General features: G+C 40.6%; 17 protein-coding genes. All 17 read left to right on the forward strand.

Annotation, left to right across the window (positions count from 1 at the left end; translation table 11 throughout):
- Positions 1–19: 19 nt before the first annotated feature.
- The 17 genes from E7303_RS10200 (at position 20) to E7303_RS10280 (ending at position 19,619) form a co-directional block, all read left to right on the forward strand.
- A complete protein-coding gene (locus E7303_RS10200; RefSeq protein ID WP_292145174.1) occupies positions 20–1,594 on the forward strand; it encodes a glycoside hydrolase family 28 protein in 1,575 nt (524 codons plus the stop codon).
- A gap of 38 nt (positions 1,595–1,632) precedes the next feature.
- Entirely contained in the window at positions 1,633–2,268 is a 636-nt protein-coding gene (locus E7303_RS10205; RefSeq protein ID WP_292145176.1) for a ribonuclease domain-containing protein, read from the forward strand.
- A gap of 109 nt (positions 2,269–2,377) precedes the next feature.
- Positions 2,378–2,653 (forward strand): barstar family protein, encoded by a 276-nt coding sequence (locus E7303_RS10210; RefSeq protein ID WP_292145177.1) that lies wholly within the window; start codon positions 2,378–2,380, stop codon positions 2,651–2,653.
- A gap of 339 nt (positions 2,654–2,992) precedes the next feature.
- On the forward strand, positions 2,993–4,261 hold the full coding sequence (locus tag E7303_RS10215) for an SLC13 family permease (RefSeq protein WP_292145178.1): 1,269 nt from the start codon (positions 2,993–2,995) through the stop codon (positions 4,259–4,261).
- A 184-nt stretch (positions 4,262–4,445) separates the two neighbouring features.
- Positions 4,446–5,588: a glycoside hydrolase family 88/105 protein gene (locus E7303_RS10220; RefSeq protein ID WP_292145179.1), complete on the forward strand. Its 1,143-nt coding sequence runs from the start codon at positions 4,446–4,448 to the stop codon at positions 5,586–5,588.
- A gap of 201 nt (positions 5,589–5,789) precedes the next feature.
- Positions 5,790–7,058: a M18 family aminopeptidase gene (locus tag E7303_RS10225; protein WP_292145180.1), complete on the forward strand. Its 1,269-nt coding sequence runs from the start codon at positions 5,790–5,792 to the stop codon at positions 7,056–7,058.
- Positions 7,059–7,083: 25 nt separating this feature from the next.
- Positions 7,084–8,415: an SseB family protein gene (locus E7303_RS10230; protein ID WP_292145181.1), complete on the forward strand. Its 1,332-nt coding sequence runs from the start codon at positions 7,084–7,086 to the stop codon at positions 8,413–8,415.
- Positions 8,416–8,499: 84 nt separating this feature from the next.
- The gene (locus tag E7303_RS10235; RefSeq protein WP_292145182.1) at positions 8,500–9,369 is read left to right on the forward strand and encodes a chemotaxis protein CheX; all 870 of its coding nucleotides are present in this window, start codon (positions 8,500–8,502) and stop codon (positions 9,367–9,369) included.
- A gap of 30 nt (positions 9,370–9,399) precedes the next feature.
- Positions 9,400–9,753, forward strand: a complete 354-nt coding sequence (locus E7303_RS10240) for a response regulator (protein WP_022773774.1) — start codon at positions 9,400–9,402, stop codon at positions 9,751–9,753.
- A gap of 109 nt (positions 9,754–9,862) precedes the next feature.
- Entirely contained in the window at positions 9,863–10,585 is a 723-nt protein-coding gene (ymfI, locus tag E7303_RS10245; RefSeq protein ID WP_292145184.1) for an elongation factor P 5-aminopentanone reductase, read from the forward strand.
- Between the two features lie 80 nt (positions 10,586–10,665).
- A complete protein-coding gene (gene trxB, locus E7303_RS10250) occupies positions 10,666–11,604 on the forward strand; it encodes a thioredoxin-disulfide reductase (protein ID WP_103868630.1) in 939 nt (312 codons plus the stop codon).
- Between the two features lie 150 nt (positions 11,605–11,754).
- Positions 11,755–13,086 carry a C40 family peptidase gene (locus E7303_RS10255; protein WP_292145186.1) on the forward strand — a complete coding sequence of 444 codons (1,332 nt, stop codon included), beginning with the start codon at positions 11,755–11,757 and terminating at the stop codon, positions 13,084–13,086.
- Positions 13,087–13,309: 223 nt separating this feature from the next.
- The gene (locus tag E7303_RS10260; protein ID WP_022773779.1) at positions 13,310–14,341 is read left to right on the forward strand and encodes a LacI family DNA-binding transcriptional regulator; all 1,032 of its coding nucleotides are present in this window, start codon (positions 13,310–13,312) and stop codon (positions 14,339–14,341) included.
- Between the two features lie 194 nt (positions 14,342–14,535).
- Positions 14,536–16,194 (forward strand): ABC transporter substrate-binding protein, encoded by a 1,659-nt coding sequence (locus E7303_RS10265; RefSeq protein WP_292145188.1) that lies wholly within the window; start codon positions 14,536–14,538, stop codon positions 16,192–16,194.
- 72 nt (positions 16,195–16,266) lie between these two features.
- A complete protein-coding gene (locus tag E7303_RS10270) occupies positions 16,267–17,181 on the forward strand; it encodes an ABC transporter permease (protein ID WP_292145190.1) in 915 nt (304 codons plus the stop codon).
- Positions 17,182–17,202: 21 nt separating this feature from the next.
- Positions 17,203–18,099 (forward strand): carbohydrate ABC transporter permease, encoded by an 897-nt coding sequence (locus E7303_RS10275; protein ID WP_292145191.1) that lies wholly within the window; start codon positions 17,203–17,205, stop codon positions 18,097–18,099.
- Positions 18,100–18,110: 11 nt separating this feature from the next.
- Entirely contained in the window at positions 18,111–19,619 is a 1,509-nt protein-coding gene (locus E7303_RS10280; protein ID WP_292145193.1) for an alpha-N-arabinofuranosidase, read from the forward strand.
- Positions 19,620–19,715 lie beyond the last annotated feature (96 nt).

Below are 19,715 nucleotides of genomic sequence, written 5' to 3' on the forward strand. Positions count from 1 at the left end.
ATTATATTAGGAGAAGGGTATGGATTTTACAATTGTAGAAGTATTTAACAGAAGCGTGACTATTGAGCTTGTTTCCGATTCTATTTTTAAGCAGGAAAAGAGCTTTGAAGTACTCATAGATGGTGAGAAGGCGCTTGAATCTGACAGAAATGTGGTTTCAGTTTCAGGTCTTTTACCTGACAGAGAATATAAGATCGCTGTTGTATTTGATGGCGAGAAGGTTGAAAAGAGCTTTACAACAAAGCATGAGTCAGTTTTACTTGATGTCACCAAGTTTGGCGCAAAGGGAGATGGAAAGACTGTAGATACAGCGGCACTTCAGGCAGCTATTTGCTCATGCCCTGTAGATGGAACTGTTTATCTTCCAAAGGGTACATATTTGACAACAGCTCTTTTCCTCAAGAGCAACATGACCTTCTGGCTTGGCGAGGGCGCTGTTCTTCTGGGAGATACTGAAAGAGATCATTACCCTATTCTTCCGGGAATGACTTTTACTACAGATGAAAAAGATGAATACAATCTTTCAAGCTGGGAGGGCAACCCGCTCACTAGTTTTGCCTCTCTTATTACAGCAATTGATGCGGAGAATCTTGATATCATCGGTCCCGGCGTCCTTGATGGAAATGCCCAGAATTCAGACTGGTGGGTTAATCCTAAGGTAAAAAGAGGTGCATGGAGACCAAACACTCTTTATCTTTGCAGATGCAAGAATGTGAGGGTTCAGAATATTACAGTTCAGAATTCACCTTCATGGACAGTTCACCCATATTATTGCGATGATATTTCATTTTTGAATCTCTATATCCATAATCCATCAGATTCACCTAATACTGACGGCCTTGACCCGGAGAGCTGCAACAACACACTTGTTCTTGGAACAGTTATCTCTGTTGGTGATGACTGCATGGCGATCAAGAGCGGCAAGTATTACATGAGTCTTGAGCACCATAAAGAGACAGATAATTGTATTATCAGAAACTGCAAGTTTGAGAGAGGCCACGGCAGTGTGACAGTGGGCTCCGAGGCAGCAGGCGGTGTTAAGAATGTTCGCGTTTCACAGTGTATTTTTGACGGAACAGACAGAGGACTTCGCATAAAGACCAGAAGAGGCCGCGGTGAGAGATCAGTTCTTGATGACATTCTTTTTGAAAATATTGATATGAATGGTGTACATATGCCATTTACTGTAAACATGTTCTATTTCTGCGATCCTGATGGACACAGTGATTATGTTCAGAATCAGAATCCGGCACCGGTTGATGAAATGACACCTGTGATCGGTTCTATCACCGGCAGAAATATCAAGTGTGAAGGTGTTTCTGCATGTGTACTCTGCGCAGTGGGACTTCCTGAGAGACCTATTGGCGAGCTTAGATTTGAGAACATTACAGCTTCATTCCTTCCTGAATCAGAGCGTGTTCCTGAGCGACCTGTAATGATGGACAACTTCGACGAGATGAGCGGCAGAAGTATTTATGCCAAGAATGTTAAGTCACTGGTATTAAGAAATGTTACTATTAGCGGAAGTGTTGACAAAGAGCCTGAGTTTTACGGCGTTGAGAACAGTGACCTTGATAATGTGAAGTACGAGTAAGCTTTGAAATATTTGCTGTTATTTGGAGCTTGTGTTATATGAAACGAATAAATTGGAAAGTACCTGCAACTGCTTTATTAGCTTTGATCACTTTAGTTGGATGCGGGAAGACTGAGATAAGTGAAGACCCTGCTTCTTTAGAAAATGAAGCTTTGGCTCCTGATTCTGCTGTTATTGCGGAATCAGGAACTGTAGTGGCAGAGACTGCATCAGATAATTATGAGTCATCTGTAGTGGCAGAAACTTTATCAGATAATAGTGATTCGTCTGTAGGGGCAGAAACAACAGACAGTTATGATGTGGTTTCTGCAGATGAAGATTCATCGAAGGCTTTAATTGATGAATTCGGAATCTATGACAGCAAGGATGAAGTAGCTCTTTATATTGTGACTTACGATAAACTTCCCTCCAATTACATTACCAAGAAAGAGGCCAAAAAGCTTGGTTGGAGCGGTGGCTCTTTAGAAAGATATGCTCCTGGGAAATGCATTGGTGGAGACTACTTTGGAAACTATGAAGGAAATCTTCCTGAAGACGCAGAGTATCATGAGTGCGATATTGATACCCTTGGTAAAAAGAGTCGTGGAGCTAAGCGCATTGTTTATTCTGATGACGGATATATTTATTACACAGAAGATCATTACGAGACGTTTGAACTTTTGTATGAGCCATGAAATCTATGTATTTGGTAGCTTTATGAACTGAATGACATGAGGATATGTGCGGCATCTATTAAATTGAATGTTGAGAAAAAATTCTGCTAATAAATTATGAGGTTTTGTCATGGAAAAGGTCTTCTATATTGATTTATCCGGAATAGAAAGCAAAGAAGAATTCCATAAGGTGTTAGAAAGAGAGCTGCCTCTTCCTGAATATTACGGAGGAAATCTTGATGCATTGCATGATGTGCTGACAGATGTTTCCGATGAATGGAACATTATTTTTTACAATTCTTCAGATCTTAAGCTGGGTATGGAGAAATATTTCGGTAGTTTTGAAAAGCTTTGCAGGAATGTGACCAGAGAAAATGAATGCGTGAGAATACGAATATATCCTTAAAAATGCATGAGATTAAATACCTGTTATATGCGGATAATATATAAAGTAAACAGAATTACCTCTGCGAGGAGTTTTTTGTTTGACTTTGCACGCTAAGTCTCGTAAACTAAATACAGTTAATTGGTAAGAGGGAGTAGCTGGCCGATGTTTTGTTGGCAGCCAGATCCGTCAGGACGATGCGAGAGCATCCGAATCTGGCATAAGGTTACATTTTCGCGTAGCGATTTGAACTGACAGCAAGACTTTTATCATAGCTGCTTGCTATGGTAAAGGTCTATTTTTATGCCTGCTGACTAGGCCTTTACAGCAATTTCTTATTATCAATGAAGGGAGATTATTATGAAAACACTAGCTATTATTCTTTTTATTCTCATGTATGTTCTTTTAATAATATTTAAAAAGCATCGTGCGAAGATTGCAATTGCAACTGCAATTATCTTTGTAGTAACAGGAATTCTTCCTTATACTCAGGTATTTGCTGCGATTGACTGGAACATTCTTCTTATGTTATTTGGTACTATGGTAATCGTTGATTATTTCATAGAGTCCAAAATGCCTAACCTTATTGCAGATAAACTTCTTGATCTTGCCCCTAATGTAATGTGGGTAACAATCCTGATGTCACTGTTCGCAGGCATTATATCTGCATTTATCGACAACGTGGCAACACTTTTGATGGTTGCTCCTGTTGGACTTGCTATTTGTAAGAAACTTAAGATTTCACCTGTTCCAATGATCATCTGTATTGCGGTTTCATCAAACCTTCAGGGAGCTGCAACACTTGTAGGTGATACAACATCTATCATGCTTGCAGGCGCTGCTAAGATGGACTTCAATGACTTCTTCTGGATGCAGGGAAAACCTGGTATTTTCTTTGCAGTTGAGCTTGGTGCTATTGCAACTGTACCTATCATGATGCTTCTTTTTCGCAAGGATAAAGAGCCTGTTCATTCAGATGAGCACACAGTAGTAACAGATTATATCCCAACAATTACAATGCTTGGACACGTTATTTTCCTTGTTATTGCTTCATTCTTCCCTAACAAGCCTGAGCTTACAAACGGTATCATCTGTATGGTATGGGGAATCATCAACATTGTCTGGGAGATCATTGTTTCAAAGGGAACAGACAGTATGTGGCATTCTCTTAAGGCTATCGACTATGATACAATGCTTCTTCTTGCAGGTCTTTTCTGTGTAATCGCTGGTATTACAAATGTAGGCCTTATCGATGATCTGGCTCACATCATTGCCGGTGCAGGAAAGGATAACGTATTCCTTTTGTATACTCTTATAGTATTTGGATCAGTAGCAATCTCTGCATTTATTGATAACATACCATATGTAGCAACAATGCTTCCGGTACTTGCTAGCCTTGCCGGAGTAATGGCAGTTAACCCGCTTCTTTTATATTTTGGACTTCTCATTGGAGCTACACTTGGCGGAAACCTTACTCCAATCGGTGCTTCTGCAAACATCGCAGGTGTTGGTATGCTTCGTAAAGAGGGCTATGAAGTTTCTTTTGGTGACTTCATGAGAATCGGTGTACCATTCACACTTACAGCAGTAGTTGTCGGCTATCTGTTCATCTGGATCGTATACGCGTAAAACTATAAAGACACAGAAATAATACGCCTTGTTTTCTTTCATGATTATTTATGAGAGAAAACAGGGCTTTTTTTTATGACAATATAATCAACATGTTAGCAAGTAATTGTCTTGTGTTTTGCATGTGTTATCATTTATAATGTAAGCACTTACATATTGAGTTTATATAGAAATGGAGATTCTTATGACAAGAGAAGAGACCTTTAAGATGCTCAATGAATATGTGGATTATCTTCTTGAGAAATCCGATGCTGAGCACCCATATTGGAACATTGAAAATGTCCTTAGTGGAAAGCCAAATAAGTGGAACTACATTGATGGATGTATGATCACAGCTGTTTTATCACTTTACGAGCAGACTTCAAACAAGAAATATCTTGATTTTGCTGATAAATTTGTTGGCTGGTTCGTGCAGGAAGATGGTCAGATCAAGACTTACAGTACAGAAGAGTACAATCTTGACAATATCAACCCATCCAAGAATCTCTTTAAATTATACGAGCTTACAGGCAAGGAAAAATATAGAAAAGCCATGGATACTGTAAGAGCGCAGCTTGATACAATGCCAAGGACCAAAGCAGGAAACTTCTGGCACAAGAATATCTATCCTTATCAGGTATGGCTTGATGGCATGTACATGGCACAGCCTTTCTATATGGAATATGAGAAACGTTTCAATAAGATGCAGGGCTGCCTTGATTCTTTCAAGCAGTTTAAAAATGTTGAAGCTCTTATGAAGGATGAAAAGACAGGACTCTATTATCATGGATATGATGAGAGCAGAGAAATGTATTGGGCTGATAAGAAAACAGGCTGCAGTCCTAACTTCTGGCTCCGTGCTCTTGGATGGTTCACAGTAGCTTTAGTTGATACAGCAGAGGCAATCGATGAGTCTATGTATTACGAGAAGCGTTACCTTCAGAAAATGCTCAAGAATCTGGCTGACAGCCTTATTCCTTTCCAGGATGAAAGCGGAATGTTCTATCAGGTTGTAGACAAGGTAGACGATGAGAGAAATTATCTTGAGACTTCAGGAACAGCACTTATTGCCTATGGACTTTTGAAGGGCGTGAGACTTGGATATTTGCCTGAACGTTTCAAAGATGTTGCTATTAAGGCTTTTGATGGAATTGTTAATAAGTATCTTTCTCGTAACGAAGATGGTTCACCAAGACTTGGCGGAATCTGTCTTGTAGCAGGACTTGGCGGAGCACAGCACAGAGATGGTTCACTTGAGTACTACTTCTCAGAGCCTGTTGTTGAAAATGAAGCAAAAGGTGTGGCACCACTTATTCTTGCATACACAGAGCTGCTTCGTTTGAAATAATTAGCTAATAGATCAATTTGTTTATATTGCAGCACACCCTTAAATGGATGTGCTGTTTCTTTTTATTGCGCCTGGCGGCATACGTTTCTTGATTTTCTAATCAGGAGAATACCATTTGTGACATTCTTTTTTCTATATCAAATTTATAATTGTGTGGTATACTGTTTTGATGAAATTATTATGAATTAAGAGGTATTTGAGATGGCAGATATTACAAATAAAATGCTTGATTTTATAGACGCTTCACCGACTTGTTTTCATGTTGTTGATAACCTGAAAAAAGAGCTTGTAAAAAACGGTTATGTAGAACTTTCTGAGAAGGAAGAGTGGAATCTTAAGGCAAAGGGAAAATACTTTGTTACAAGAAATGATTCTTCTATTATTTCATTCAGAATTCCTAAGAAGGATTTCAAGGGCTTTTATATGATCGCAAGCCACAGTGATTCTCCTTCCTTTAAGATCAAAGAGAATCCTGAGATGGAAGCAGCAGGAGCATACGTTAAGCTCAACGTTGAAAGATATGGTGGAATGCTCTGTGCACCATGGTTTGACAGACCACTTTCTGTTGCAGGAAGAGTGTTTGTAAAGGGTAAAAAAGGAATTGAGAGCAGGCTCGTTAATGTTGACAGAGACCTTGTTATGCTTCCTTCACTTGCTATCCACATGAACCGTGAGGCTAATGATGGTTACAAGTACAATGCGCAGACAGATATGCTTCCAATCTTTGGAGATGAGGCTTCAAAGGACAGCTTCTTTGATGTTATTGCAAAGAGCGCAGGAGTAAAGAAAGACGACATCTTAAGCCATGATCTTTTCCTGTACAACAGGGTTAAATGGACAACCTGGGGAGCAAACAACGAGTACATTTCATGCTCAAGACTAGATGACCAGGAATGCGTTTACAGCTCTTTTGACGGATTCCTTAAGGGAAAAGAAAAAGAGAATGTGCCGGTTCACTGCGTATTTGACAACGAGGAAGTTGGAAGCGGGACCAAGCAGGGCGCTGCTTCAACATTCTTAAAGGCTACACTTGTAAGGATCAATGAGTGCCTTGGAAGAACTACAGAGCAGTACTACACAGCACTTGCAAACAGCTTTATGGTCTCTGCTGATAACGCACATGCAGTTCATCCTAATCATATTGAGAAGGCTGATCCTGTGAACAGACCTGTAATGAACAAGGGTATTGTTATCAAATATAATGCAAACCAGAAATATACTACAGATGCTTTCTCTGCTGCATTCTTCAAGAATGTCTGCGAAAAAGCAAAGGTTCCTTATCAGACATTTACTAATCGTTCTGATACAGTTGGAGGCTCAACACTTGGTAATATTTCTACAACTCAGGTTGCAGTAGATACAGTGGATATAGGACTTGCACAGCTTGCTATGCACTCACCTTATGAGTCAGCAGGTGCCAAGGATCCTGAGTACCTTGCAAAGGCATCAAAAGAATTTTATTCATTATGATAAAGCGTAGAGGAGATAGGTTTTAATGGGATTATTTGATTTATTTGGTGGGAAAAAGAATGGGGCTGAAGATGAAGCTTCCAAGGAACAGGAGCTTTTATCCAGTAAGGAAAAAGAAATAGAAGCAGCCAGAAAAGCTCACGCTGAGCTGACATGGCCTACTATTCCAAGGCTCAACCCTGTAAATATAAAGGATGCTGAGACTCATGAGATGGAGGAAACAGTGTCTCCTGAGAGAAAGAGCGAGGTTGGACAGCTCATTTATGAGCCTGACATCTCAATTGATGCTCTGGTTGATCTTTCAGGACAGGAATTGTTATTCCTTTTGACAGCTATGGAAGTCTTTAATAAGACAGCACCTTTACCTGACTTTGAAAAGAATCACAGAAAGGTTTACAACGAGATTCTTGGAAGACTTCGCGATTCAAAAGAGCTGTACGTTCTTTACGATACATCTACAGGCTATCCTTTCATCGACCATGGATTTGCCAATGTTTATTTTGAGGAAGAACTTGCTGAAAAAGCAAGAGGCATGTTTGAAGGTCAGTACAGAAAGCTTGTTGTCAGAAAAGTAAAGGTAGAAAATGAAGAAGCACCTGCAAGTGTAAGACGCGGATTCTTTGATTATCTCTACTACATTGGTATTGAGAATCTTATTGTGGATAATGGTGCTTACAGGGCAAGATTTAAGCGCAATGAGATTGTTGTTTCTCCTATGGACTGGAACAGCGAGAAGAAGGACGCTTCACCTGTTAATCCAGAGCTCAATTTTGCTATGATCGACTTCCTTGAGGAACTTCGCTGGCCTGTACAATACGAGAAAAGAGCTGACGTATTAAAGGCAAAAGAAGTGAGAATGCTTTCACTTATCAGAAATGCCAATTATATCATTCCTATGCAGCATGAAGGCCCTGCAGAAGTCATGGAAGATGGCAGGATCAGGATGGGTAAGGACACTAAGCTCAAATTCCTTGTTATGAAGACCAAGGATGATAAGCAGTTCCTTCCTGTTTATACTGATGCCATTGAGTTTAGCAAGAAGCTCACTGGCACAGAATGGAATGCTGCAGTGTTCAAATATCAGGATATCCTTAAGTTTGTACAGGACAAGGAAGGAATAAGGATCAATCCAAACGGACAGGGCATTGTCCTTCCAAAAGACAGAATGATGGCCATCGAGATCGCAGCACAGCAGGCTGCCATCATGAGAGGCAAGGCAGGTATTAAACCTCAGCAGTCAGGCTCTACAGCTTCAATGAGCGAAGATGCAGCAGTTCAGGCAGCACTCAACCAGGCAATGGCCAAGATGAACGAAAAAAGAAATACAGAAGATTTTAAAGAGTCTGAAGAACAATAATAAGCTTGTTAATAAACGGATAATAGTCTAAAATAGTAGTATAGTAGGCTATTGTCCGTTTCCTTTTTTATAAGGAGTGGTGTGATGTTAGACAGACTTATGGGTGCTTTCATGGTTGAGAGAGGGTTGATGACAAAGAATCAGCTCGATCAGGTCATTAAAGTACAGGAATCTAATAGAGCTAAACTTGGTGTGGTAGCGGTATCTGAAAAACTGATGACGATTGCCCAGGCTGAACAGGTCAATGCACTTCAGGCGTCTATGGATATGCGTTTCGGAGATATTGCCGTAGAAAAGGGATATCTTACTGATACACAGGTTGAGCGTCTTCTAAAGCTTCAGGGAAATAGTTACATGGCATTTGTTCAGGCCGTGGTTGACCTTGGAATTCTCCCAATGGAGAAAATACCTGAAATTGAAAAAGAGTATGAAACATACGTCGGCGCTACTGCCATAGATATGGTTGAGCTTAAGACGGGTAATATCGATAGAATTGTCCCACTTTTTTTACATACAGGGAATGTAACCTATAAGGGTATTTTTTCCATGGCCATTAAAGCTCTGTACAGGCTTGTAGATACCCATGTTTATATAGGGAAAACTTATACTGTCGATACCGTTAGAGAGGAAGTAATAGGATATCAGCATTTTCATGGGGATGTAAGCGGGGTGCTTGCTATCTCCGGAAAATATGAAAATATAAAGAAAATGGCAATTGCCTATACCAAGGAAGAATTTATTGAAACCAGAGAAGATGCTCTTGATGCGATCTGTGAGCTTATAAACTGTATCAATGGTTTGTACGCTACGGAGGAAAGCAAAAAAGAGGTGAAGCTTGAACTGAATCCACCGGATTTTTCAGTGGCTTTTCAGGGTATAGACTATGAAGGTATTGTAGTAATGCCGGTTTATATCAGCGGCGGCGAGATAAAGTTAACTGTCAGGATTGTTTGATCATAAACTTAAACTTTGGAGGCGGATTAAATGAAAAGCGTATTGATAGTAGATGACTCAAGAACTTCCAGAAGATTTTTATCGGATATACTTGAAAGAGCTGGATATAAGATAGTTGGAGAAGCAGTTAATGGCCAGGAGGGGTTTGATCAGTATGTTAAGCTTCGTCCGGATATTGTGACTATGGATATAACAATGCCTGTTATGGACGGCATTGATGCCCTTAAACTTATAAAAAGAAATAACCCTGATGCGAAAGTTGTGATGATAACCGCAGCAGGACAAAAAGAAAAAATGATGGAAGCACTGAAAATAGGTGCAGTTGAGTTTGTTTCCAAACCTTTTATCGAAGAAGCTGTTTTGGATGCACTTAAACGCTGCTGATACTTTGAGCCTATAGAGCATATAAAGGCGCTGAAATGCGTTTTTATATGCTTTTTTCATGTGAGGATGTAATATATAATGTAACCATGTTTTTGAAGGGGTTTTGTATATGAACAGAAAAGTATTGATAACAGGTGCTTCAAGAGGAATTGGCAGAGAAATCGCTATTTCTTTTGCAAGTAAAAAAGATGAGCTGTTTCTGACCTGCATAAACAGCATAGATGAGCTTAAAAGCCTTGGGGATGAGCTCACAGAGAAGTATGGCGCCATCTGCCACGTATTTAAATGCGATGTGGGAAGCTATGAAGAGGTAAAAGAGCTCTTTTCACAGATAAAGGACATAGATATAGTGGTAAATAACGCCGGGGTTGCATGGATAGGTCTTTTGACAGACATGGAAAAAGAGGATTGGAAGAGGCTAATGGAGACCAATCTGGATGGGCTGTTTAATACTTCCAAATTTGCTGTGCCCCTTATGGTAAAAAAACATATGGGCAGGATCATCAATATCACGTCGGTATGGGGAAGTGTCGGGGCATCATGTGAGGTGGCTTACTCTGCGTCTAAGGGCGGAGTGAATTCTTTTACCAAAGCCCTTGCAAAAGAGCTTGCGCCCAGCAATATACAGGTTAATGCCATATCCTGTGGCGTGATCGATACAGATATGAACAGAAGGCATCTTACAAGTGAAGATCTGGAAGAGCTTGAAAATGAGATCCCTATGGGCAGAATGGGACAGGCCAGGGAAGTTGCAGAGCTTGTTTTAATGGTTTCTGAGGCGCCTTCTTATATGACAGGACAGATAATAACAATTGATGGTGGATGGATTTAAAAAAGTACTTTACAAATAAGAAAAAGGTGTTACAATTAAATTGCACACAATCAAATGCATTTATGAATAGGAGGTATTCTATGTACGATTTAGTAATTATTGGTTCTGGCCCTGCTGGTTTATCTGCTGCAGTATATGCAAAAAGAGCAGGTTTGAATATGATCATTATAGAAAAAAATCCGGTGAGCGGAGGACAGATCATAGACACATATGAAGTTGATAACTACCTTGGAATTCCGGGAGTTAATGGTTTTGACCTCGGAATGAAGTTCAGAGAGCACGCTGATAAGCTTGGAGCTGAGTTCGTTGACGGAACAGTTACAGGAATTGAGTGCGTAGACAAGGGCTCAGATGATAAGGCTCCTATTTACAAGGTGAAGACTGATAACGGCGAGTATGAGACTCACACAGTTATCATTGCATCAGGGGCACATCACTCAAAGCTTGGTGTTCCGGGTGAGGAAGAGTATATCGGAAAGGGCGTTTCATACTGCGCTACATGTGACGGAGCTTTTTACCGTGACAAGGTTACAGCTGTTAACGGCGGCGGAGATGTAGCTGTAGAGGATGCTATTTTCCTTGCAAGATTTAGTAAAAAAGTATATCTCATCCACAGAAGAGATGAGCTCAGAGCAACTAAGATCCTTCAGGATGAGCTCTTTGGACTTGATAACGTAGAAGTTATCTGGGACAGCGTTGTAAAAGAGATCAAGGGTGAGGACAAGGTTACTCACTTAAAGGTTGAAAATGTTAAGTCAAAAGAGATGAAAGATGTAGATGTTGATGGTATTTTCATTGCCATAGGTATACATCCTTCAACAGATCTTTTCGCTGATATTGTTGAATGTGACGAAGGCGGCTACATTATCGCAGGTGAGGATGGCAGAACTTCAGCACCCGGCATATTTGTAGCAGGTGACTCCAGGAAAAAGAGGCTTCGCCAGATAGTTACAGCCGTTGCAGATGGCGCAAATGCAGTAACCAGCGTACAGGATTTCCTTGTTGGAAAGGAAAAATAAGTACTGATGTGGGTGTTTCAAAAAGTCCACAAAAAGCAAGCGTTTAAAGATTAAAAATTGATAAAATTTGACAAAAATGGATAAAGGGCGTATATTGTTAAAAGATGTGAATTTTTTTGTAACAATTTCTGTAACAATTGGAGGCCCATTTTGAAAAAAGCTAGCAAGCAGCTAATGGCTTTAAGTGTTGTAGCTGCAATAACCTTTTCAAGTTTGAGTATAGATGCTTATGCATCTTCCAACAAGGTGACAAGTGTTCTGCCACAGGCAGGAATTACATATGCTCTTGGTAATAATCAGGTATCTCTTTCAAATCTTCAGCAGGCGGCAAGTGAGGAAACTTCTGAAGCAGAATCTAAAGAGGAATCTTCAGTAGAGTCTGTAAGCAGCACAGCTGAGAAAGATATTGAAGCTACTTCAGCTGTAACTAATGAGACACCTAGTGCTTCTACAATTACTGATAATATTCTTAGGGATATTCAGAACGCCACAGGCGCAGTTATCAGTAATAAGGAAGACAGTGAAGGAGAGGAATCCGAAGAGGCTTCTGAGGAAGAGAGCTTTAAGTCCCTTGTTATTGCTAAAGTCAATGATTACGTCAATGTTCGTGATCTTCCAAGTGAGGAAGACGGAGAAATAATCGGTAAGCTGTACGATAAGTCAGTTGGTTATTTCATCGAAGAGGAGAATGGCTGGTATAAGATCAAGTCAGGATCCGTAGAAGGATATGTAAAGGCTGAATACTGTGTTACAGGTGATGATGCAGTAGAACTTGCCAAGGAAGTAGGAACCAGAATCGCAACAGTTACTACTACAACTCTTAAAGTAAGAAGCGGCCCTGGACTTGACCAGGAAGTACTTGGTCTTGTTCCTATCGAGGACGAACTTGTTGTAGAGGAAGAGCTTGACGGCTGGGTTAAGGTTAGTATCGAGGAAGGTGATGGTTATGTATCACTTGACTACGTAACACTTTCAACTGAGTTCGTAGAGGCTGAGTCCAAGGCAGAAGAGGAAGCTCGTCTTGCCAAGGAGAAGGCAGCAAGAGAAGCAGCTAATGCAGCAGCTAAGAAAGGTACATCCAAGACATCAGGTTCATCAAGCTACAATGCAGCAAGCTCATATACAACTGCTACAAGTTCAATCGGATCTGCAGTTGCTCAGTTTGCTCAGCAGTTTGTTGGTAATCCTTATGTATATGGTGGAACATCTCTTACAAACGGTGCTGACTGCTCAGGCTTTGTAATGAGTGTATACGCTAACTTTGGTGTAAGTCTTCCACATTCTTCCGGTGCCGACAGAAGTGTTGGTTCAGCGGTTGATGGACTTGCCAATGCACAGCCTGGTGATATTATCTGTTATTCAGGTCATGTAGCTATTTATATTGGTGGTGGACAGATTGTACACGCTTCAACAGCTAAGACCGGTATCAAGATTTCAAGCGCAGATTACCGTACAGTCCTTGCTGTAAGAAGAATCTTCTAAAAATGAGAAATGCATAAATAAAAAGAAGTGACAACATGAGCTTGCTCATATGTTGTCACTTCTTTTTTTATTTATATATGGCGAATGCCATGAAACGAGGAATCGAAGATTCCGAGTGAGCATTTCTCATTTTGACACCAGATTCAAAATATTGTACAATAAATAAAACGATTAACCCCTCATGAATTGAGGGAATAGCATTAAAATATATACGGAGGTTAATATGATAACCTTAAAAGATATCGCAAAAGAGTGTGGCGTATCTACGGCCACTGTATCCAATATATTAAATGGCAAAAATAAAGTAAGTGAAGAGACCAGGAACAGAGTCTTGAAGGTGGTTAACGACAGGGGCTATAAGCTCAACTACGTAGCCCAGGGACTTAGGAAACAAAAGACCCAGACTATTGGCGTAATAGCAGAGGATATAGCCCAGTTCACGACTCCTGAGATTATAGAGGGTATCATGGAGGTATGTGAGGAGAGAGGCTACAGGACCATAGTTCAGAACCTCCGTCTCTATGCCAGATGGCAGGACCTGTGGTTTGACAACGACAAGATGTATTATTCTGTCATGAACCCTGCAGTGCAAGAGATGGCTTCCATCAGAGTTGACGGAATAGTATATGTTGCCGGCCATGCCCGTAAGATACATCGCTTCCCTAATGACAATCAGATACCTTCAGTTCTTGCATATGCCTATTCCCAGGAAGAGGAAGTTCCATCTGTAGTAATAGATGATGAAGAGGCAGCGAGGGTAGCTGTAGACTATCTTATCAAAAGAGGACATACCAAGATCGGCGTTATGGCGGGTGAACAGGAAAACATCCACACCAAGCTCAGAATCCTTGGCTATCAGAAAGCCCTTTATGATGCAGGTATTTTGTACAATCCTGAACTTGTGACATATGCCGGCTGGGGGAAGGAGCTTAGCTATAATGCAGCAGAAGCTCTTTTGCAGAAAGATATCACTGCAATATTCAGTATGAGTGACAGAAATGCCGGTGGAATTTATAAATACCTCTTTGAACATGGTAAACAGGCAGGCAGAGACATTTCTATAATAGGATTCGACGATGAGATGATCTCGGATTTCATGACTCCCGGACTTACTACCATGAGGATCGACCTCCTTGGAATCGGCAAAAAAGCCATAGAGATGCTCTTTGATAAGATGGAAGGCAAGGAAGTGTCAAGAGAGATAAAGATGCCATGTCGATTGATAGAAAGAGCTTCAGTGAGCAGTATATTATGATGGTTAAACGATTAAGCATTGTGCATAACACACAATTACAAAAGAGATTAATCGTACCATATTAACAAAATGCACATTAAATTACAGAAAATATGTTGACAACTCAGAGCGAGTTGTCTTATATTTTAATCAGCAAGTTAATCGATTAACATAAAACAGAATAGTGAATATCAGTTGCACATATGGAGGATGCTATGAAAAAGAAAATTGCTTCTTTATTACTAAGCGCAACAACTGCAGCTATGATCTTCAGCGGATGTGGAAGCGCGGCAACACAGACACCGGCTCAGAGTGATACTCAGACTACAAAGCAGGAAGCTACTGAGCAGTCAAGTGCAGAGCAGAAAACTGACGGGGAAAGCAGCGAGGCTGCGTCAGATAAGGCTGCTCAGGCTATAGCAGACAGAAAAGCCAAGGCTGAGAAGGATGGCAAGTACGAGAAGGTTGTCATTGCATTTTTTGACTGGACAGGAAGACCTGCGGGTCTTGATAGGATCAACGAAGCATTGTCTGCTTATACAGAAGAGACCCTTGGTCTTGATGTAGAGCTTATGATCATAGACTCAGCTGCATATGGAGAAGATATGAAGCTTATGCTTTCATCAGGTGAGCAGGTAGATCTTTTCTCAACATGTATCCTGGGATATAACCCATCAATAAATAATGGTTATGTTCTCGACCTTGAAGAAGATGGAATGTTTGATGATTACTGCGGCGGAATAAAGGAAAAGATAAGAGCAGATTATCTTGATGCCTGCAGAGTTGGCGGCGTATTATACGGAACACCTCCAATTAAGGACTATGCTATTGAGACAGCTGCTGTATGTGTAGGTCAGGAATATCTTGATGCTATCGGATACGATGTTACCGCACTGCCAACAGGTGAGCTTGGATATCCAAAGGCTACATGGGATGATATCAATGATATTTTCACACAGCTCCATGCTCAGTTCCCTGACAAGTATGTAATGGCTATTCAGGACAATGAACTTACACAGGGAAGCTCGGTTGACAATATTGCAGGTGACTATTTCGGAACACTTCTTGATCCTCAGAACTCACTCAAGATTGAAGATGTATATGCATCTGATACTTTCAAGGAATGGGCTCAGAGAGCTTATGACTGGAATCAGGCAGGATTCATTTCACAGGATGCTCTCACAGATACAACAGGTGCTTCTGCAAAGGTTAAATCAGGAGCTTACATGGCTATGATGGCTTGCAGTAAGCCTGGTTACAAGACTCAGATCTCTGGTGAGTGCGGAAGAGATATGGTTGTATTTGATGTTGGTGAGAGCTTTATGAGTTCTTCATCAGTATCATCATTCCCTTGGTGTGTTAACCAGAACACAGAAGACCCTGTAGCAGCACTTCAGGTTCTTAATGCTCTTTATACAGATTCAACAATTGAAACTCTTATGTGTTGGGGACAGGAAGGAAAAGAGTTTAAGGTTAACTCCGATGGAACTATTACCTATGCAGATGGCGTAGATGCCAATAATTCTGAGTACTATCCAAATGTTCTCTGGCTTATGCCAAACCCATATGTAACATATGTATGGGAAGGTGATCCGCTTGATCTTGGACAGCAGATCGCAGATTTCAATGACAACTGCACATGTAAGTCAAAGGCTCTTGGATTTACATGGGATAACACAGACTATGCATCTGAGTATACAGCACTTAAGAATGCATATGATGAATTCGGACCTAAGGTAGTTTACGGTTTTGTTGATCCTGAAACAGGAATTGCAGAACTTGAGCAGGCTCTTAAGGCAGCAGGACTTGATGACTACATGGCTGGAAAACAGGCAGCGCTTGATGCTTGGGCAGCTGAGAACGGAATTAATTAAGATCATTTAAAGAGCTCCGGCTATCGGGGAAGGATAGCCGGGGCTTTTATAGCATTTGGGAGCGAAAAACGTATGAAAAATAAAAGGAAAAACTTTAAGAGGTATATTCCTCTTTATATCATGGCTTTTCCGGGCTTGCTGTATCTTTTTATAAACAATTATCTGCCATTGCCCGGACTTATTCTTGCTTTCAAAAAATTTAATGCCAAGAAAGGAATATTTGGCTCTCCCTTTGTTGGCTTTAAGAATTTCAAATATCTTTTTGCCACAAAGGATGCCTTTGTAATTACGAGAAATACTATTCTTTATAATCTGGTGTTTATTATCGTTAATACCATTATGGCAATCTTTGTAGCGATTCTTCTTGCGGAGATGACTTCCAGGATAAAAAAGGCTTATCAGTCATTTATCCTGTTGCCCTATATGATCTCCATGGTAATCGTAAGTTATCTTGTATTTGGCTTTTTATCCACAGAAAACGGATTTATCAACAATTCAATATTAAAGCCATTGGGGATGGACCCTGTCTCCTGGTATATGGAAAAGAAATACTGGCCCTTTATTCTTGTGTTTGTAAGCGCATGGAAGGGCGTTGGCTATAACTGCGTCATTTATCTTGCAAGCATTTTGGGAATAGACAGAAGCATCTATGAATCTGCGTCAATAGACGGTGCATCCAAGTGGCAGCAGATCTTCAAGATAACTATTCCTCTTTTGAAACCGACAATTGTGATGCTTACTCTTTTGGCAATAGGAAGAATATTCTATTCGGATTTCGGGCTCTTTTACCAGGTGCCTCAGAATCAGGGAGCATTGTTTAGTGTGACAAATACAATTGATACCTATGTTTACAGAGGGCTTCTGGAGCTTGGCGATATGTCTATGTCCTCGGCAGCAGGTCTTTATCAGTCGCTTGTTGGATTTATTTTGGTTCTTGGTTCTAATCTGATCGTGAAAAAGATAGACCCGGATTATGCATTATTCTGAGCATTAAAGGGGTGAGTGACAATGAGAACAAGAGAAGAGAGAAACTTTCAAATATTTGCGCATGTTGTGATGATCATATTATCGCTCCTTGCTGTGATTCCGTTTGTGCTGCTGGTTATTTCATCATTTACTGATAATGATGTACTTATTGCTAACGGATATTCTTTTACCCCAGCAAAATGGAGCACCTATGCGTATGAATATATTTTTAAAACAGGAAATTCAGTAGTTCATGCCTATGGAATATCGATAGTGCTTACCTTGGTGGGAACAGCGCTGGCTCTTTCCATCACAACGCTTTTGGCCTACGCTCTTTCAAAACCTGACCTGCCATTTAGAAGTGTCCTTTTATTTCTGGTATTCTTTACACTTTTGTTTAATGGCGGACTGGTTCCAACTTATATCGTGTATTCCAATATGTTGAACATTAAAAATAGTTTTTGGGCACTGTTGGTTCCGGGACTTTTAATGAATGGCTTTAACGTGATGCTGATGAAATCATATTTCTGCAGCAGTATACCGACTGAGATTCTGGATGCAGCTTACATTGACGGCGCTTCAGAATACAAGACATTTTCGAGTGTGGTATTGCCCTTGTCAAAACCAATAGTGGCTACAATAGGTCTTTTTGCAGGAATCGCTTACTGGAATGACTGGATGAACGGATATATTTATCTTACAAAGAGAACGGACCTGTATTCTGTTCAGAATCTTCTTAACAGAATGATGCAGAATATCCAGTATCTGTCACAGAACAGCGCAAGGGTGCAGGATGCGGGAGTTGGTCTTGCGTCCATACCATCAGTTTCAGTCCGTATGGCTATGGCCACAGTTGGCGTATTGCCAATACTTGTATCATACCCGTTTATTCAGGGGAATTTTGTGAAAGGTATAACTCTTGGTGGAGTTAAGGGTTAAAAGGGGGAACGATGAAATTACATATTAACGAGAACAGAAAATTGAGTCATATTGAGCCTGAGGTTTACGGGCACTTCAGCGAGCATCTTGGAAGATGTATATACGGAGGCCTCTATGTCGGTGAGAATTCTCAGATAAAAAATGAGAACGGCATGAGGAAGGATGTAGTTGATGCGTTAAAAGAGATAAAGGTGCCGGTACTTAGATGGCCGGGAGGAAACTTTGCTGATGAGTACCACTGGATGGATGGTATTGGACCTAAGGAAAAAAGAAAGAAAATGATCAACACTCATTGGGGCGGAGTAATTGAGGATAACAGCTTTGGCACACATGAGTACTTTGAACTTTGCAAACAGCTTGGGTGCAAGACTTACGTAAATGGCAACGTTGGAAGTGGAACAGTAAGAGAGATGAGCGAATGGGTGGAGTACATGACGTTCGACGGCGTTTCACCTATGGCAGAGCTCAGAAAAGAAAATGGCCATGAAAAACCATGGACTGTGGATTACTTTGGCGTTGGCAATGAAAACTGGGGATGCGGGGGTAATATGACCGCAGACTACTATGGCAATAAGTATAGGAATTATCAGACCTATGTGCGCTGCTACAACGGAAACAAGCCAATAAAGAAGATCTGCTGCGGCCCAAATGCCGATGACTATAAGTGGACAAGTGAAGTTATGGAAGTGTGCTTCAGACACCCTGCGCCAGCGGCTGCCCACGGCTTTATGGATGGGCTTTCTGTTCACTACTATGTTGTTGTCAACAACTGGGAGCACAAGGGAAGCGCAAAAGAGTTCTCAAAAGAAGAATATTACAGGGCCATGAGAAAGGCTGTGTACATGGATGAGATCATTACAAGAAATGACCATATCATGTCTGAATATGATCCTGAAAAGAAAATTGCGATGCTTGTTGATGAATGGGGATGCTGGCACGATGTGGAAGAAGGAACAAATCCGGGATTTTTGTATCAGCAGAATTCCATGCGCGATGCCCAGGTGGCAGGTGCTACCCTTAACATCTTTAATAAACATTCAGACAGAGTAAAGATGGGATGTCTTGCCCAGATAGTAAATGTACTTCAATCGGTGATCCTCACAGAAGATGACAAGATGGTTCTTACACCTACCTATCATGTATTTCATATGTTCCGCCATCATCAGGATGCAGATCTTCTGCAAAGCTATCTCGAGGGAACAGAAAAGATAGGTGAAGGTGAGGACACAGCTGAGAATGTAAATGAATCCGTTTCTGTGGATAAAGATGGAATTGTGACAGTTACTTTGAACAACATCGATGTGGAAAAAGAAAACATTGTGGATATCGATTTTAGAAATTCTTCGATTGGTGAAGTTACAGGAACAATCCTTTCAGGAAAAATGGATGATTATAACAGCTTTGATGACCCGGAAAGAGTTATGGAAAAGAGCTTTGAAAACTTTGAAAACAGCGGAAATGTGATTAAAGTAGCCCTTCCACCATGCAGCCTTGTTTCCCTGAGGATAAAACTTTCCTAATTTCTCCAATGTGCACATAAAGCCAAAAGTCAACATATATTAATAAATATTTTATAGTTTGTTTATAAAAAGTTATCCACAGGGCGCTTTTTAAGA

Origin of the sequence: Butyrivibrio sp. (assembly GCF_015056685.1) — a bacterium.
GTDB lineage: Bacteria > Bacillota > Clostridia > Lachnospirales > Lachnospiraceae > Butyrivibrio.

Coding starts and splice junctions, on each gene's coding strand:
- E7303_RS10200 (WP_292145174.1), top strand. CDS start 20: ATGGATTTTACAATTGTAGAAGTATTTAACAGAAGCGTGACTATTGAG.
- E7303_RS10205 (WP_292145176.1), top strand. CDS start 1,633: ATGAAACGAATAAATTGGAAAGTACCTGCAACTGCTTTATTAGCTTTG.
- E7303_RS10210 (WP_292145177.1), top strand. CDS start 2,378: ATGGAAAAGGTCTTCTATATTGATTTATCCGGAATAGAAAGCAAAGAA.
- E7303_RS10215 (WP_292145178.1), top strand. CDS start 2,993: ATGAAAACACTAGCTATTATTCTTTTTATTCTCATGTATGTTCTTTTA.
- E7303_RS10220 (WP_292145179.1), top strand. CDS start 4,446: ATGACAAGAGAAGAGACCTTTAAGATGCTCAATGAATATGTGGATTAT.
- E7303_RS10225 (WP_292145180.1), top strand. CDS start 5,790: ATGGCAGATATTACAAATAAAATGCTTGATTTTATAGACGCTTCACCG.
- E7303_RS10230 (WP_292145181.1), top strand. CDS start 7,084: ATGGGATTATTTGATTTATTTGGTGGGAAAAAGAATGGGGCTGAAGAT.
- E7303_RS10235 (WP_292145182.1), top strand. CDS start 8,500: ATGTTAGACAGACTTATGGGTGCTTTCATGGTTGAGAGAGGGTTGATG.
- E7303_RS10240 (WP_022773774.1), top strand. CDS start 9,400: ATGAAAAGCGTATTGATAGTAGATGACTCAAGAACTTCCAGAAGATTT.
- ymfI (WP_292145184.1), top strand. CDS start 9,863: ATGAACAGAAAAGTATTGATAACAGGTGCTTCAAGAGGAATTGGCAGA.
- trxB (WP_103868630.1), top strand. CDS start 10,666: ATGTACGATTTAGTAATTATTGGTTCTGGCCCTGCTGGTTTATCTGCT.
- E7303_RS10260 (WP_022773779.1), top strand. CDS start 13,310: ATGATAACCTTAAAAGATATCGCAAAAGAGTGTGGCGTATCTACGGCC.
- E7303_RS10265 (WP_292145188.1), top strand. CDS start 14,536: ATGAAAAAGAAAATTGCTTCTTTATTACTAAGCGCAACAACTGCAGCT.
- E7303_RS10270 (WP_292145190.1), top strand. CDS start 16,267: ATGAAAAATAAAAGGAAAAACTTTAAGAGGTATATTCCTCTTTATATC.
- E7303_RS10275 (WP_292145191.1), top strand. CDS start 17,203: ATGAGAACAAGAGAAGAGAGAAACTTTCAAATATTTGCGCATGTTGTG.
- E7303_RS10280 (WP_292145193.1), top strand. CDS start 18,111: ATGAAATTACATATTAACGAGAACAGAAAATTGAGTCATATTGAGCCT.